We start from the raw sequence: 14,816 nt of genomic DNA, 5'->3' as shown, positions 1-14,816 counted from the left end.
GACAACGCATACGGCGCCGTACCACCGGCGGCCTCGACCGTGTGCACCGCGTACGTCTGGCCCAGAACCATCGGCGACCGGGGTGCGCCGGAGGTGATGGTGACGGTCGCCGCTGCGGCCGGTGGGGCGCCGACCAGCAGCAGGGCGACCACCATCGTCAGGGCCATGACCGGGCGCAGTGTCTTCATCGCACATCCAGGTCGATCAGAACGGCTCGTCGATCAGAAACGGCTCGCGTCTGGCCGGCGACCAGAGTCCGGCAGACTCGTACTCATCCAATCAGCAAGCGTGACTCTGAGCAATCATCCGCGCGGTTGCCAGGGTGTCGATTCCACAACGACCGCGCCCGGTGCGGTCGGGGTGACCACACCGGGCGTACGGCGATGAGGTGCGCGGGCGTTCGACCGCCCGCGCACCCTCTGATCACAGGGCCGGCGGAGCGAGGGTGCCGACGGCGCTCTCCAGCGCGGCGGCGACCCGGTACATCCGGTCGTCGGCCATGGTCGGGGCCATCACCTGGAGACCGACCGGCAGCCCGTCGGCCAGACCACAGGGCACCGAGATGCCCGGCCCGCCGTACAGGTTGGTCGGGATGGTGTAGAGGTCGGCCAGGTACATCTGGTACGGGTCGGAGGTGCGGGCACCCAGCGGGAAGGCCACGAACGGGGTGGTCGGCGAGATCAGCGCGTCGACCTGCTCGAAGGCGGCGGTGAAGTCGCGGGTGATCAGGGTGCGAACCTTCTGGGCCTGCCCGTAGTAGGCGTCGTAGTAGCCCGAGGAGAGGGCGTAGGTGCCGATCATGATCCGCCGCTTGACCTCGGGGCCGAAGCCGGCCTCCCGGGTCAGCGACATGACCTCCTCCAGCGACCGGTTGCCGTCGTCGCCGACCCGCAACCCGAACCGGACCCCGTCGAAGCGGGCCAGGTTGGAGGAGCACTCGCTCGGGGCGATCAGGTAGTACGCCGGCAGGGCGTACTTGAAGTGCGGGCAGGAGACCTCCACGATCTCCGCACCCAGCTTGGTCAGGGTGTCGACCGCCTCGTGGAAGGCGGCCATCACCCCCGGCTCGGCCCCCTCACCGGCGAACTCGGTGACGATGCCCAGCCGTACCCCGGTCAGGTCGCCGGTGGCACCGAGCTTCGCCGCCGCCACCACGTCCGGCACCGGCGCGGCGATGGAGGTGGAGTCGCGCGGGTCGTGCCCCCCGATGGCCTCGTGCAGCAGCGCGGCGTCGAGCACCGTACGCGCGCAGGGGCCGGGGGTGTCCAGCGAGGAGGAGAAGGCCACCAGGCCGTAACGGGAGGTGCCGCCGTAGGTCGGCTTGGCGCCGACGGTGCCGGTGACCGCACCCGGCTGGCGGATCGAGCCACCGGTGTCCGAGCCGATCGCCAGGGGTGCCTCGTACGCGGCCAGCGCGGCGGCGCTACCACCCCCGGAACCACCCGGGATGCGGTCGGTGTCCCAGGGGTTGCGGGTCGGGCCGTACGCGGAGTATTCCGTGGAGGAGCCCATCGCGAACTCGTCCATGTTGGTCTTGCCGAGCATCACCGTGCCGGCGTCGCGCAGCCGCTGCACGATCGTCGAGTCGTACGGCGGACGCCAGCCCTCAAGGATCTTCGAGCCGACGGTGGTCGGCACCCCCTTGGTGGTCAGCACGTCCTTGACCGCCACCGGCACCCCGGCCAGGGGACCCAACTGCGCACCCTCGGCACGCTGGGCGTCGACCTGCCGGGCGGCGGCCAGGGCACCCTCGCTGTCGACATGCAGGAAGGCGTTGACCCGCCCGTCGACGGCGGCGATCCGGTCCAGGTGCGCCTGGGTCACCTCGACCGCGGAGGCCTGCCCCGAGGCCACCAGGCCGGCGATCTCGACGGCGCTCAACTTCGTCAGGTCACTCATGCCGCCACTCCGCTTCGCCCCGTGCCGTCACCGAGCACGATGATCCGCTCGCTCACGATGCCACATCCTCGTCCAGGATCCGCGGTACGCGGAACCGCTGCTCCTCCGCGTCCGGTGCGCCCGACAGCACCTCCTGCGGGGTCAGGCACGGCGTCACCACGTCCTCGCGGAACACGTTGGTCAGCGGCACCGAGTGCGAGGTGGGCGGGATGTCGGCGGCGGCGACCTCGCCCACCTGGGCTACCGCCTGGAGGATCACGTCGAGCTGGCCGGCGAAGGTGTCGAGTTCCTCCTCCGTCACGGCGAGCCGCGACAGTCGCGCCAGGTGCGCGACCTCCTCGCGGGAGATGGCGGCCATCAGTGCCCCCTTCGTGGCTGTCCCTGCGTCTGCCTACGCGCACCCGGTCCTGCGACCCGTGGTGACGTCCAGCGAGTCTATTGTTTCGTGCCCGGCCGACCGCTGGGGGCTCCCCGGCCCCGGTTCACGCCCGGATCGGCGGGCTCTGCCGACCCCGGCCCTCTCATCAGCGAGGGCGGGTGGGTCAGCGGGGGTGCCGGCGCGGCAGCTCGGCCTCCTCGGAGGTGGCCAGGGGGCGCACCGGACGGTAGCGGGCCAGCCAGGCGACCAGTTCCTCGGCCGGCATCGGCCGGGCGTAGAACCAGCCCTGGGCGGCGTCGCAGCCGGCCGCGTGCAGCATCCGCCAGGTCCGCTCGTCCTCCACCCCCTCGGCCACCACCCGCAACCCGAGCGCCTTGGCCAGTTCGATGGTCGACCGTACGATCGCCGCGTCGTCGCTGTCCTCGACCATGCCGAGGACGAAGGACCGGTCGACCTTCACCTCCGACAGGGGTAGCCGACGCAGGTGTTGCAGGGACGAGTAGCCGGTGCCGAAGTCGTCGAGGGCGATGCCCACCCCGATCCGGTGCAGTTGGGTGATGGTGGTCAGCACCCGACGGGGGTCGGCCATCAGGGCACCTTCGGTGATCTCCAGTTGCAGTCGCTCGGGGGCCACCCCGTAGCGGGTCAGCCGGTCGGCTATCTGCTCGGCGATCTCACCGGTGTGCAGGTCCCGCACGCTCACGTTGAGGGCCGCCCGCAGCCCGACACCGGCCGAGGACCACTTGGCGAGCTGCTCCACCACGTCGTCGACGACCCGACGGGTCAGCAACCGCATCACCGCGCTCTGCTCGGCCACCCGGATCAGCTCCTCCGGGTCGACCATGCCCCGGCGGGGGTGACGCCACCGCAGCAGCGCCTCCACCCCGACCACCGTGCCGGTGGCGATCTCGATCTGCGGCTGGTAGTAGAGCATGATCTCCCCCACCTCCGAAGCCGGCTCGGGCGGCTCCTCGGGCGGGATCGGTCCGGCCCACACCGGTTCGCCGCCCGGTGCCGGTGGGCTGGGCTGGGTGCTGCGGCGCAGGATCGGGTCCGCCGCCGTCACGATCTGGTTGATCAGCTCGTCGTGGTGGACCTCGGTAGGCAGCCGACGGCGGCGCCGGGACCACCACCGCTGGCCGGTACGTCCACCGGCCGCCGCGGCCACCGGCAGGGTGGCGCCGTCCCCGCCGCGTACCGGGGAGGTGGCCGCCGGGGCCTGCGGCTGTCCCGTCGGTCCCGCCTCCAGCACCCTGCGCAGGTCGGCCAGGAGGCTGAGCCGCTCGGCCGAGTTGTGGTCGGACTCCGGGGTGTAGACGGCCACGGTGTCGTTGCGGTGCTTGGCGTCGTACATCGCCACGTCGGCGTGCCGCATCAGGGTGGCGAAGTCCTCGCCGTGGTCCGGATAGAGGGCGATGCCGATGGAGCCACCGACATCCAACGGCAGGCCGTCCAACTGCACCGGCTCGGCCAGCACCTGCACCACCTGGTCGGCGAAGGCCCGGGCCTGCCCGACCTCGGTCAGGCCGGTCATCACGATGGCGAACTCGTCGCCGCCGAGCCGGGCGACCAGGCCCGGCGGCTCGACCACGTCGGTCAGTCGGGCACTCACCTCGACCAGCAGCCGGTCCCCCACGGCGTGTCCCAGGGCGTCGTTGACGTTCTTGAAGCGGTCCAGGTCGATCAGCAGCAGGGCCAGGTGGGCCTCCGGCTCCCCCCGCGCGGCACGCTCGGCGTGCCGGTGCACCTGCTCGTTGACCTCGGCCAGCAGGGCCTTGCGGTTGGGTAGCCCGGTCAGCGGGTCGAGCGCGGCGAGTTGACGCTGCTCCACGGTGAGCCGCGCCATCCGGTACACCGCGAACAGCGGCACCAGCACCAGCGGGACCAGGGCCGCGCTGGCCCGGGCCGCAGTCACCAGGATCGGTGCCAACAGCAGCAGGGAACCGGTGGAGAGCAACTCGAAGGGCAGACCCCGCCAGGCGTTCGGCCACCACCGCTCGCCGAAACGCAGCCGGACGGCGGCGGTGACCAGACCGTAGTTGACCAGGAACCAGGCCACCCCGGCGCCGCCGATCGCCGCGACGTCCGCCCAGGTCAGAGACCCGCCGTCGAAGGCCGCACCGGGTGCCAGCCGGCCGATGGCGTACGCGGCGGCCAGGGAGCACGCGTACTGGGCCGCGTTGAAGGCGGTACGCCAGGGGGCGTGACCTGACCGGACCCCGGAGACCAGCACGGCCACCGCCTGCACGGCGACCGCGGGACCCAGCCCCCAGCCGAGCAGGATGGCGAAGGTGAAGCAGCTCGACGGGTAGACCGCGGAGGACTGCCGTCGCCCGGGCGCGACGAACGGGCGCGCGTCGCAGGCCACCGCGAGCAGGGCCATCGTCCAGAAGGCCACCGGCAACGTGGACACCGACGTGCCCAGCGACACCAGAGGGCCGGCGGAGACCAGCACGGCCACCGCGAGCACACCTGCCACGAAGGCGGTGAACTGCGCCGCCCGTTCGGGCGGGACCAGGTTGCGCGGGTCGGGCGGCTCCATCACACCTCCCGGTACGGAACCTGGCACGTGCTCTCACGTGCCGTGACCCAATGAAACGCCCCCGGTGCCGGTTTTCCCGCCGCGACAGTCACGAATCGGGCGTAGTCGTAATTAAGTTGGTATCCTTCGCGAGTGCCCCGAAGGGGTCAGGCGTCGATTCGTGCCACCTCGCGGGCCGCCTCGACCCCTGCGTCGAGCAGGACCTGGAAACCCTCCTCGTCGAGGATCGGCACCTTGCACGTTGCCGCCTTGTCCGCCTTGGACCCGGGATTGTCCCCGACCACCACGAAGCCGGTCTTCTTGGAGACCGAGCCGGAGACCTTGCCGCCCCGCGACTGGATCGCCTCGGCGGCCTGGTCGCGGGAGTACCCGCTGAGGGTGCCGGTGACCACCACGGTGACCCCCTCCAGCGGGCGGGGCCCCTCCGCCACGGCCTCCTCGGCCATCCGTACCCCGGCCTCGGCCCACTTGCGGACCACCTCGCGGTGCCAGTCGACGGCGAACCACTCCCGGATGCTGGCCGCGATGGTCGGACCGACCCCGTCGACGGAGGAGAGTTCCTCCTCGGAGGCGGTGTCGATCGCCTCGATCGAGCGGAAGTGCCGGGCCAGGGCCTGCGCGGCCGTCGGCCCGACATGCCGGATGGAGAGCGCCACCAGCACCCGCCACAGGTCACGCTCCCTGGCCACGGCCAGGTTGTCGAGCAGCTTCGTCGCGTTGGTGCCCAGGCTGCCGTCCTTGTTGACGAAGAAGGACGAACCGGCCAACTGCTCCGCGTCCAGGGAGAACAGGTCACCCTCGTCGGTGATGATCTGCGCGTCGAGCAGAGCGGCCCCGCTCTTGTAGCCGAGCGCCTCGATGTCGAACGCGCCTCGTCCGGCCAGGTGGAACACCCGCTCCCGCAACTGCGCCGGGCAACTGCGGGCATTCGGGCAACGGATGTCGACGTCCCCCTCCTTGGCCGGGGCCAGCGGGGTGCCGCAGGCCGGGCAGTGGGTGGGCATGACGAAGGGTCGGGCGTCCGGCGGACGCAGATCGACCACCGGGCCCAGCACCTCCGGGATCACGTCACCGGCCTTGCGGATCACCACCGTGTCGCCGATCAGCACCCCCTTGCGCTGCACCTCGCGGGCGTTGTGCAGGGTCGCGTACGTCACTGTGGAGCCGGCCACCTTCACCGGTTGCAGCACGGCCCGGGGGGTGGCCCGCCCGGTACGGCCGACCTCGACCTCGATGTCGAGGAGCTTGGTGTTGACCTCCTCCGGGGGGTACTTGAAGGCGATCGCCCAACGGGGTGCCCGGCTGGTCGAGCCCAGCCGTCCCTGGATCGGCACCGGGTCGACCTTCACCACCACCCCGTCGATCTCATGCTCGACGTCGTGCCGGTGCGCGGCGTAGTGGGCGATGTAGTCGCGGACCCCGGCCAGATCCGGCAGCACCCGCCAGCGGTCACTGGTCGGCAGCCCCCACGCCTTCAACGCCGAGTACGACTCGGACTGGGTACTCGGCTGGAAGCCGCGCCGGGCGCCGATGCCGTGCACCACCAGCCGCAACGGCCGGGAGGCCGTGATCCGCGGGTCCTTCTGCCGCAGGCTGCCGGCGGCCGCGTTGCGGGGGTTGGCGAAGGGCGCTTTGCCCTGCTCGACCAGGCCGGCGTTGAGGTCGGCGAAGGCCTCGACCGGGAAGTAGATCTCGCCTCGCACCTCGATGAACTCGGGGACCGGGCCGTACTGCTCCGAGTCGGTCAGCCGGCTGGGCACGTCCCGGATGCTGCGTACGTTGGCGGTCACGTCCTCGCCGGTGCGCCCGTCCCCCCGGGTGGCCGCCCGGATCAGCCGACCTCCCTGGTAGGTCAGGTTGATCGCCAGCCCGTCGACCTTCAGCTCGCACAGGTAGGGCACCGGCCCACCGGCGTCCCGTTCCACCCGCTCCGCCCAGGCGGCCAGCTCCTCGTCGGCGAAGGCATTGTCCAGCGACATCATCCGTTCGGCGTGGTCCACCGGGGTGAAGTCCGTGGAGAAGGTGCCACCGACCCGCTGGGTCGGCGAGTCCGGCGTACGCAGAGCCGGGAACTCCTCCTCCAGGGCGGTCAGCTCACGCAGTTGCCGGTCGAACTCCGCGTCGGAGACGGTCGGCGCGTCGAGCACGTAGTAGCGGTACTGATGCTCGGTCAGCTCCTGACTAAGGGTGGCGTGACGTTCCCGCGCCTGTGGGGTCGGCTCGGCTCCCGCCGCCGCCTCCTGCGCCGCGCTGACCTGCTGACCGCTCGCTTCTTCGGACACGCTGCCGCCTCCGGCCACCGGACCTCCCGTGATCGTGCTACCTCCGCACCGTAGTCTGCGGGTCGGACAACCCGGCCCACCAGGGCGGCCACCAGCCGTTACCCGGTCGACCCGCCGGTTCAGTCGCGGCCGGCGGACAGGGCGGCCAGCTGGTCGGCGTACTCGATCTGCTCGGCCCACTGCGCCGGCCAGGCGGCCATGCCCTGGGCCGCGCCCACGAAAGCGCCGGCGAGCGCGGCGATGGAGTCGGAGTCACCGGAGGTCCGGGCGCCCCGGGCGAGGGCGCCGACCGGGTCGTCGGCGTGCCGCAGGGCGCAGTAGAGGGCGGTGGCCAGGGCCTCCTCGGCGATCCACCCCTCACCGGTGAGCTGGCACGGGTCGCCACCCTCGTCCGGTGCGGACAAGGCCGCGTCGAGCCGACCCAGCGCCGCACCGCATTCGTCCCAACCGGCCGCGATGAACTCCTGCGGCGTCGCGGCCCCGGCGCGCCGCCACAGGTCGCCGAGCCAGTCGGCCCGGTAGACCTTCCGCTGCTCGTCCACCCGGTCGGTGAGCAGACCGGGCAGCTCCGCCAGGGCGACCCCGGCCCGCAACAACCACACGGCGTACGCGGTCAGCTCGCTGGCGGCCAGGCCGGTCGGGTGACCGTGGGTCAGGCCGGCCTGAAGTTGGGCCAGCCCGGCGAGGGTGTCCGGGTCGACCTCGAGCAGCCCGACCGGGGTGACCCGCATGTTGGCCCCGCAGCCCTTCGAGTCGATCACGGTGGCCTGCTGCCAGGGCAGTCCCCGGGACAGCTCGGCGCAGGCCCGTAGGCAGGTCATCCCCGGCGCCCGGTTGTTGTCCGGGCTGCCGGCCCAGGTCAGGAAGCGTTGCCGCAGCAGCGGCTGCACCGTCTCGGGGGTGAGTTCCGGAGCGTCGTGCAGCGCCCAGGCCACCGCCAGCGCCATCTGGGTGTCGTCGGTGACCAGCGCCGGGTCGCCGACCAGGTCCCTGGGGCCGGTGGGCCCGTACCGATCGTCGATCTCGGCGACGCTGAGGAACTCGGTGGGCTTACCCAGGGCGTCGCCGAAGGCGAGCCCGAAGATCGAACCGGCGACTCGATGTGACACGGCGGTGGTCATGGAGACGATCATGCCGTCAGTCGGCAAACCCCGGCAGGCCCCCAGGGGCCCGCCGGAGGCGGTCAGCTCCAGCAGAGACAGAACGGATGCCCGAACGGGTCGGCGTAGACCCGGAAACCCTCGCCCTCACCGGGCAGTCGCCGCGCACCCAGCGCCAGCACCGCCTGCTCCGCCGTCTCGATGTCGTCCACCGTCACGTCGAGATGGAGCTGTTGGGGTCGTTCCGGATCGGGCCAGGCCGGGGGAAGCAGATCCGGTGCCCGCTGGAAGGCCAACCGGGGCTGATGGCCGGGTGGGCCCCCGAGCACCACCCAGTCGTCGCCCTCGGAGTCACCCTCCACCAGCGGCAGGCCGAGCAGCTCGGCGTAGAAGCCCGCCAGGGCCCGAGGGTCCGGGCAGTCGATGACCGTGGAACGCAGTCGTCCAATCATGTCGGTCATCCTGCCCACCGGGTACGACAGGAAACTCACACCTCGGCGAGCCGACGCCCCGCGTCCCGGCAGGCCGCCATGACCGCCCGGAGGTACGCCGGAGTCGCCCCGGCCAGCCCGCAGGTGGGAGTGACCACCACCTGCTCGGCGAGCTGGGCCCGGGGGAAGCCCAGGCGGTCCCAGAGTCCGCGTACCCGATCGGCGACCTGGGCCGAGGTCGGCGCCCCACTCGCCGAGGGTGTCGCCGGACCGCCGGACGGCGATGCGGTCGACGCGGCCCCGGACGGGGGCGCTGTCGGCGCGGCCCCGGCCAGCAGGCCCAGGCCGGCATCCAGCGCCTCACCCAGGGGGTCCAGCTCGGTCACCCGGCTCAGGTCGAGGGCCACCCCGACCGCGCCGGCGGACCGGATCAGCTCCAGCGGCACCTCCGGGGCGCAGCAGTGCACCACGGTCGGTACGCCCGCCGCCTCGATCACCCCGTGCAGCAGGGTCCGGGCCACCTCCGACTCCATGACCCGGTACGTGCCGAGGCCACTCTCGGTCGGTATCCGACCGGCCAACACCGTCGGCAGCGAGGGCTCGTCCAACTGGAGCAGCACCCTGGCCCTCGGCACCCGACGAGCCACCGCATCGACGTGATTGCGCAGCCCCTCGGCCAGGGAGCCGGCGAGATCGCGTACCGCGCCGGGGTCGCGCAGCATCCGGCCGCCGATCGGCAACTCCAGCGAGGCGGCCAGGGTCAGGGGACCGCCCGCCTGGATCTTGATCGTGCCGGCGTACTCCTCGGCCTGCTCGGCCAACTGGTCGAGGTCCCGTTCCATCAGGTCGCGGGCGCGGCGCAGGTCCTTGCCGGGACGTGGCGCGACCCGCCAGCGCCCGGCGTACAACTCCACCGGCAACTCGGCCAGCAGGCCGGCGGTGCGCCCGATCAGGTCGGCGCCCGGCCCCCGGGCCGGCAACTCGGGCAGGTGTGGCAGGGCGGGAAGCTCACCGAGCACGATCCGCTGTGCCTCGGCGATGTCGGTGCCGGGCAGCGACCCGATTCCGGTCGCCGCGCCCACCGGCCAGGGCCAATCCCGATCAGTCACGGCAGCACCCTACCCGCTGGCGTACCCCGACCTGCCCCGACCACCGCTCCCCGGTCCGACACGGACCCCTAGGCCGGGACCCTCGGCACCGGCCAGGACCAGGTAGCGGCCCTGCGGCGGCAGGCGGGGTGGCCGATCAGTCGGTGATGGTGGCCGAGCCCAGGACGATGTCACCGGCCGGGTCCGGGCGGTAGGCGACGATGGCCTGACCGGCCGCCACCCCCCGCAGCGGACGGCGCAGGTCGGCACGCAGCCGGTCGCCGTCGACGGTGACGGCGGCGGGTACGACGTCACCGTGCGCCCGCAACTGCACCTCGCACTCGATCGGCTGATCCGGGAGGGAACCGCCGGTCCAGACCGGACGGGTGGCGGAGACGGTGGACACCTCCAGGGCCTCGGCCGGGCCCACCGTCACCGTGTTGGTCTTGGGGGTGATGGACAGCACGTACCGGGGTCGACCGTCCGGGGCGGGCCGGTCCAGGTGCAGACCACGCCGCTGCCCGACGGTGTACGCGTACGCCCCGGTGTGCCGGCCGACCACGGAGCCGGTGGTGGCGTCGACCACGTCGCCGGGCGACTCGCCCAGCCGCTGGGCCAGGAAGCCCCGGGTGTCGCCGTCGGCGATGAAGCAGATGTCGTGCGAATCCGGTTTGTCGGCGACGGCCAGGCCACGCTCGGCGGCCTCCTGCCGCACCTGGGCCTTGGTCGAGTCGCCGAGCGGGAACATCGACCGGTCCAACTGCTCCCGGGTGAGCACGGCCAGCACGTACGACTGGTCCTTGGCCAGGTCGACACTGCGGCGCAGCAGACCGTCCGGACCCAGCCGGGCGTGATGGCCGGTGACCACCGCGTCGAACCCCAGGGCCACCGCCCGGTCCAGCACCGCGGCGAACTTGATCTTCTCGTTGCAGCGCAGGCACGGATTGGGGGTACGCCCGGCCGCGTACTCGGCGACGAAGTCGTCTACCACGTCGGCGTGGAAGCGGTCAGCCATGTCCCACACGTAGAACGGGATGCCGAGCACGTCGGCCGCGCGGCGCGCGTCGCGGGAGTCCTCCAGGGTGCAGCAGCCCCGAGCGCCGGTGCGATAGGTCTGCGGGTTGCGCGCCAGAGCCAGGTGTACGCCGGTGACGTCATGCCCGGCCTGCACCGCCCGCGCCGCCGCCACGGCGGAATCCACGCCGCCGGACATCGCCGCCAACACCCTCACCCGGACCACGCTCCCTTCCCGTCGAGCCTATCCCCCGCCCCGGTCGGCGCTCGGTGGGGCAGGTGTTAACAGGGGACCCCTGCTCTACCGCAGGCGTTAAGCAGGGGCCCTTCCTTCGCCGTCAGCGGGGGCTGCGTTGGGCGGCGCGGCGGGCCCGTTCGACCGCCCCGGGCAGCGCGGCGATCAGGGCGTCGACATCGGCGGAGGTGCTGTTGTGGCCGAGGGAGAAGCGCAACGAGGAGCGGGCCCGGTCGTCGTCCGCACCCATCGCCAGCAGGACGTGCGAGGGCTGAGCCACCCCCGCCGAGCAGGCCGAACCGGTCGAGCAGTAGATGCCCTGGGCGTCCAGCAGCAGCAGCAGGGCGTCCCCCTCGCAGCCGGGGAAGGAGAAGTGTGCGTTACCGGGCAGCCGGTCATCCGGGTCGCCGTTGTAGACGACCTCGGGCACCGCCTGCCGGACCCGCTGCACGAGGTCGTCGCGGAGGGCGGCCACCCGGACGGCGTACTCCTGCTGGCCCTTGACGGCGGCCTCGACGGCGACGGCGAAGGCGACGATGCCGGCGGTGTCCAGGGTGCCGGAGCGCACGTCCCGTTCCTGCCCCCCACCGTGCAGCAGAGGGACGGCGGCCACCTCCCGGGCCAGCAGCAGGGCACCCACCCCGACCGGGCCGCCGAGCTTGTGCCCGGTCACGGTGAGGGCGGCGACACCGCTGGCGGCGAAGTCGACCGGTACCTGGCCGACCGCCTGGATCGCGTCCGTGTGGATCGGCACCCCGAACTCCATCGCGACGGCGGCCAGTTCACCGATCCGCTGCACCGTGCCGACCTCGTTGTTCGCCCACATCGCGGTGATCAAGGCCACCTGATCGCCGTGCTCGGCGAGTTCGGCGCGCAGCGCGTCGGGGTGCAGCCGACCGACCTCGTCGACCGGCAGCCACCCCAGCTGTGCCTTCTCGTGTCGGCCCAGCCAGTCCACCGCGTCGAGTACGGCGTGGTGCTCGACCGCGCTGGAGACCACCCGGCGGCGCGCGGGGTCGGCGTCCCGGCGGGCCCAGAAGATGCCCTTGACCGCCAGGTTGTCGCTCTCCGTACCGCCACCGGTGAAGATCACCTCGGAGGGTCGGGCACCCAGTGCGGCGGCCACCCGCTCCCGCGACTCCTCCACCTGCCGCCGGGCACGCCGACCGGAGGCGTGCAGTGAGGACGCGTTGCCGACCTCGCGGGCGGCCGCGACGTACGCCTCAAGTGCCTCGGGGAGCACCGGGGTCGTCGCCGCATGATCCAGGTAAGCCATCACGACTCAGCCTAACGACCGGGTGCGCCCCGACCGCAGGCTGGATGACCCGACCTGGACATCAGACCGGCACCGCGGTCACCACGATGTTGTCGCGGTACCGGCGGGCCTCGGCGTCGAAGGTCCCTGGGGGTGGTCGGCACGGCCGCAGTGCTGCGGGAGGACGCTCCGCCGCAGCCGGCCGTGACGGCCGGTGCCCAACTGGCCGCGTACGGCTCGACCCCGCCACAGGCCCGGGGCGACGCCCGGGTGCTCGGCAGCGGAGAACTGCACCTGCACGTGACGAATCTCCCGCCCGTACCGGGGTATTACGAGGTGTGGCTGATCAACCCGCAGAACATGGAGATGTTCTCGGTCGGCGTGCTGGGCAGCGGTCCTGAGGTGCTGCTGCCGCTGCCGCCGAACGTGGACCTGCGGCAATACTCTGTCGTGGACGTCTCCGCCGAGCAGTTCGACAACGACACCGCCCACTCCGGCGACAGCCTGTTGAGGGGCGCTCTGACGGGCTGATCGGCGGGCCGGTTCAGCTCCCCGGCCCGCCGATCAGCTCCCTTGTTCCCGACGCACGACAGCCGCCGTCCGGCAATACCGGGCGGCGGCTGTCGCGGTTGCCTCACTTGCGCTTGCGGATCTCCTCGGCGGCCTGCGGGACCACCTTGAACAGGTCACCGACCACACCGAAGTCGGCCAGCTCGAAGATCGGCGCCTCGCCGTCCTTGTTGACCGCGACGATGGTCTTCGAGGTCTGCATACCGGCCCGGTGCTGGATCGCACCGGAGATGCCCAGCGCGATGTACAGCTGCGGGGAGACCGTCTTGCCGGTCTGCCCGATCTGGTACTGGTGGGGGTAGAAGCCGGAGTCCACCGCCGCCCGGGAGGCGCCGACGGCGCCGCCGAGCAGGTCGGCGATCTCCTCGACCAGCTTGAAGTTGTCCGCGTTGCCGACCCCACGGCCACCGGCCACGACCACGCCGGCCTCGGTGAGCTCGGGCCGGGAGCCCTTCTGCTCGGCCACCCGGTCGACCACCTTGGCCAGCTTGTCGGTGTCGCTGACGGTGACGGTGAGCTGCTCGACCGCCGGGGTGGCGGCGGCCGGGGTCGGGGTCACCGAGTTCGGCCGGACGGTGACCAGCGGCAGGCCCCGGGTCACCTTGGAGGTGACGATGGTGGAGCCGGCGAAGGCCACCTGGGTGGCGGTGCCGTCGGCGGCCAGGGCGACCACGTCGGTCAGGATGCCGTTGTCCAGCTTGACCGCCAGTCGGGCGGCGATCTCCTTGCCCTCCTGGGAGGAGGCGAGCAGTACGGCGGCCGGCTGCACCCGCTTGACCAGCTCGGCGACCACGGTGGCCTTCGGGGCCACCAGGTAACCGTCGATCTGCTCACCCTCGGCGGCGTAGATCTTCTCCGCGCCGTACTCGCCCAGCTTGGCCGACAGTGCCTCGGCGGCACCGGTGCCACCGAGCACCACGGCCGAGGGGCTGCCCAGCTCACGGGCCAGGGTGAGCATCTCCAGGGTGACCTTCTTGACGCCGAACTCACCAGTGGCTTCGACGACGACGAGAACCTCAGACATGTCCCACACCCCTCACACGAACTTCTCGGTGGCGAGGAACTCGACCAGCTGCGCGCCGCCGGAACCCTCGTCGGTGACCTTCGCGCCACCGGAGCGCGGCGGACGCTTGCTGTGCTCGACGACCACGCTGGTCGCCCCGGCCAGGCCCACCTCGTCCGGGGCCACCCCCAGGTCGGCCAGGGACAGGGTCTGCACCGGCTTCTTCTTGGCGGCCATGATGCCCTTGAAGGACGGGTACCGGGGCTCGTTGATGGTGTCCCAGACGGACACGATGGCCGGGGTCGAGGCGGTGACCACCTCGTAGCCCTCCTCGGTCTGCCGCTCCACCGTCAGGGTGCCGCCCTCGACGGTGAGCTTGCGGGCCCCGGTCAGGGCCGCTACCCCGAGCCGCTCGGCGAGCATGTGCGGCATCACCTGCACCCGGCCGTCGGTCGACTCCGACCCGCAGAGCACCAGGTCGGCGTTGAGCTGACCGAGGGCGGCGGCGAGCACCTTGGAGGTGGCCACGGCGCACGACCCGTGCAGGGCGTCGTCCACCACGTGCACCGCCTTGTCCGGGCCCATCGACAGCGCCTTACGGATCGACTCGGTCGCCCGGTCCGGACCCATGGTCAGGATGGTCACCTCGCCGCCGTGCGCTTCCTTGATTTTCAACGCCTCTTCGATGGCGTATTCGTCCATCTCGTTGATGACGTTGTTCGCCGAACCGCGGTCGACTGTGTTGTCGTCAGGACGCAGGTTGCGGTCCGCGCCCGAATCAGGCACCTGCTTGACGAGTACGACGATATTCATCGCGCTTCGACGACCCTCCTGCTGTGGTGGTGTGATCACTTGCCCTGTGCTGGGCGCAGCCTTGCTCCTTAGCCACCGTTAGGTCAACTTCAGGCTGCGGTGCAGTTGCCCACGCAGCAATGTTACCTGCCAGTAGCTTACCTTCCGGACGCGCCCCGAGTGACTCAGCTCACCGGCATTCTCCCCGCCCCGGGCCACCTGCGGC

Annotated in this window: 11 protein-coding genes and 2 pseudogenes; 1 reads left to right on the top strand and 12 read right to left on the bottom strand. The window is 71.9% G+C overall.

Annotated features, from left to right (window positions below; translation table 11 throughout):
* The 10 genes and pseudogenes from ACLQ2T_RS05880 to ACLQ2T_RS05835 form a co-directional block, all read right to left on the bottom strand.
* Nucleotides 1-188: pseudogene (locus ACLQ2T_RS05880) on the bottom strand (putative Ig domain-containing protein); the annotation flags it as partial.
* Between the two features lie 235 nt (nucleotides 189-423).
* The gene (gene gatA, locus ACLQ2T_RS05875; RefSeq protein ID WP_425764952.1) at nucleotides 424-1,899 is read right to left on the bottom strand and encodes an Asp-tRNA(Asn)/Glu-tRNA(Gln) amidotransferase subunit GatA; all 1,476 of its coding nucleotides are present in this window, start codon (nucleotides 1,897-1,899) and stop codon (nucleotides 424-426) included.
* Between the two features lie 52 nt (nucleotides 1,900-1,951).
* Nucleotides 1,952-2,257 (bottom strand): Asp-tRNA(Asn)/Glu-tRNA(Gln) amidotransferase subunit GatC, encoded by a 306-nt coding sequence (gene gatC / locus ACLQ2T_RS05870; protein ID WP_425764951.1) that lies wholly within the window; start codon nucleotides 2,255-2,257, stop codon nucleotides 1,952-1,954.
* 184 nt (nucleotides 2,258-2,441) lie between these two features.
* Complete coding sequence (locus tag ACLQ2T_RS05865; RefSeq protein ID WP_425764950.1) at nucleotides 2,442-4,820, bottom strand: putative bifunctional diguanylate cyclase/phosphodiesterase; 2,379 nt, start codon at nucleotides 4,818-4,820, stop codon at nucleotides 2,442-2,444.
* A gap of 146 nt (nucleotides 4,821-4,966) precedes the next feature.
* Nucleotides 4,967-7,102 (bottom strand): NAD-dependent DNA ligase LigA, encoded by a 2,136-nt coding sequence (gene ligA / locus ACLQ2T_RS05860; protein WP_425764949.1) that lies wholly within the window; start codon nucleotides 7,100-7,102, stop codon nucleotides 4,967-4,969.
* Nucleotides 7,103-7,221: 119 nt separating this feature from the next.
* Complete coding sequence (locus ACLQ2T_RS05855; protein WP_425764948.1) at nucleotides 7,222-8,223, bottom strand: ADP-ribosylglycohydrolase family protein; 1,002 nt, start codon at nucleotides 8,221-8,223, stop codon at nucleotides 7,222-7,224.
* A gap of 62 nt (nucleotides 8,224-8,285) precedes the next feature.
* Nucleotides 8,286-8,654 (bottom strand): VOC family protein, encoded by a 369-nt coding sequence (locus ACLQ2T_RS05850; RefSeq protein ID WP_425764947.1) that lies wholly within the window; start codon nucleotides 8,652-8,654, stop codon nucleotides 8,286-8,288.
* A gap of 35 nt (nucleotides 8,655-8,689) precedes the next feature.
* Nucleotides 8,690-9,742: a methionine synthase gene (locus ACLQ2T_RS05845; protein ID WP_425764946.1), complete on the bottom strand. Its 1,053-nt coding sequence runs from the start codon at nucleotides 9,740-9,742 to the stop codon at nucleotides 8,690-8,692.
* A gap of 136 nt (nucleotides 9,743-9,878) precedes the next feature.
* Nucleotides 9,879-10,952 (bottom strand): tRNA 2-thiouridine(34) synthase MnmA, encoded by a 1,074-nt coding sequence (gene mnmA / locus ACLQ2T_RS05840; protein ID WP_425764945.1) that lies wholly within the window; start codon nucleotides 10,950-10,952, stop codon nucleotides 9,879-9,881.
* Between the two features lie 121 nt (nucleotides 10,953-11,073).
* Complete coding sequence (locus ACLQ2T_RS05835; RefSeq protein ID WP_425764944.1) at nucleotides 11,074-12,246, bottom strand: cysteine desulfurase family protein; 1,173 nt, start codon at nucleotides 12,244-12,246, stop codon at nucleotides 11,074-11,076.
* A gap of 126 nt (nucleotides 12,247-12,372) precedes the next feature.
* On the opposite strand from ACLQ2T_RS05835, the pseudogene ACLQ2T_RS05830 reads away from it, so the two are divergent.
* Nucleotides 12,373-12,756 (top strand): annotated as a pseudogene (locus ACLQ2T_RS05830) (anti-sigma factor); the annotation flags it as partial.
* 103 nt (nucleotides 12,757-12,859) lie between these two features.
* On the opposite strand, the gene ACLQ2T_RS05825 reads toward ACLQ2T_RS05830, so the two are convergent.
* Together ACLQ2T_RS05825 and ACLQ2T_RS05820 are read right to left on the bottom strand one after the other, a co-directional pair.
* Nucleotides 12,860-13,819 carry an electron transfer flavoprotein subunit alpha/FixB family protein gene (locus ACLQ2T_RS05825; protein WP_425764943.1) on the bottom strand — a complete coding sequence of 320 codons (960 nt, stop codon included), beginning with the start codon at nucleotides 13,817-13,819 and terminating at the stop codon, nucleotides 12,860-12,862.
* A 12-nt stretch (nucleotides 13,820-13,831) separates the two neighbouring features.
* Nucleotides 13,832-14,611: an electron transfer flavoprotein subunit beta/FixA family protein gene (locus tag ACLQ2T_RS05820; protein ID WP_425764942.1), complete on the bottom strand. Its 780-nt coding sequence runs from the start codon at nucleotides 14,609-14,611 to the stop codon at nucleotides 13,832-13,834.
* Between the last annotated feature and the right edge of the window lie 205 nt (nucleotides 14,612-14,816).

Origin of the sequence: Micromonospora sp. DT229, from assembly GCF_049844505.1 — a bacterium.
Taxonomy (GTDB): Bacteria; Actinomycetota; Actinomycetes; order Mycobacteriales; family Micromonosporaceae; genus Micromonospora.
This window is presented reverse-complemented; position numbering and strand designations above follow the sequence as displayed.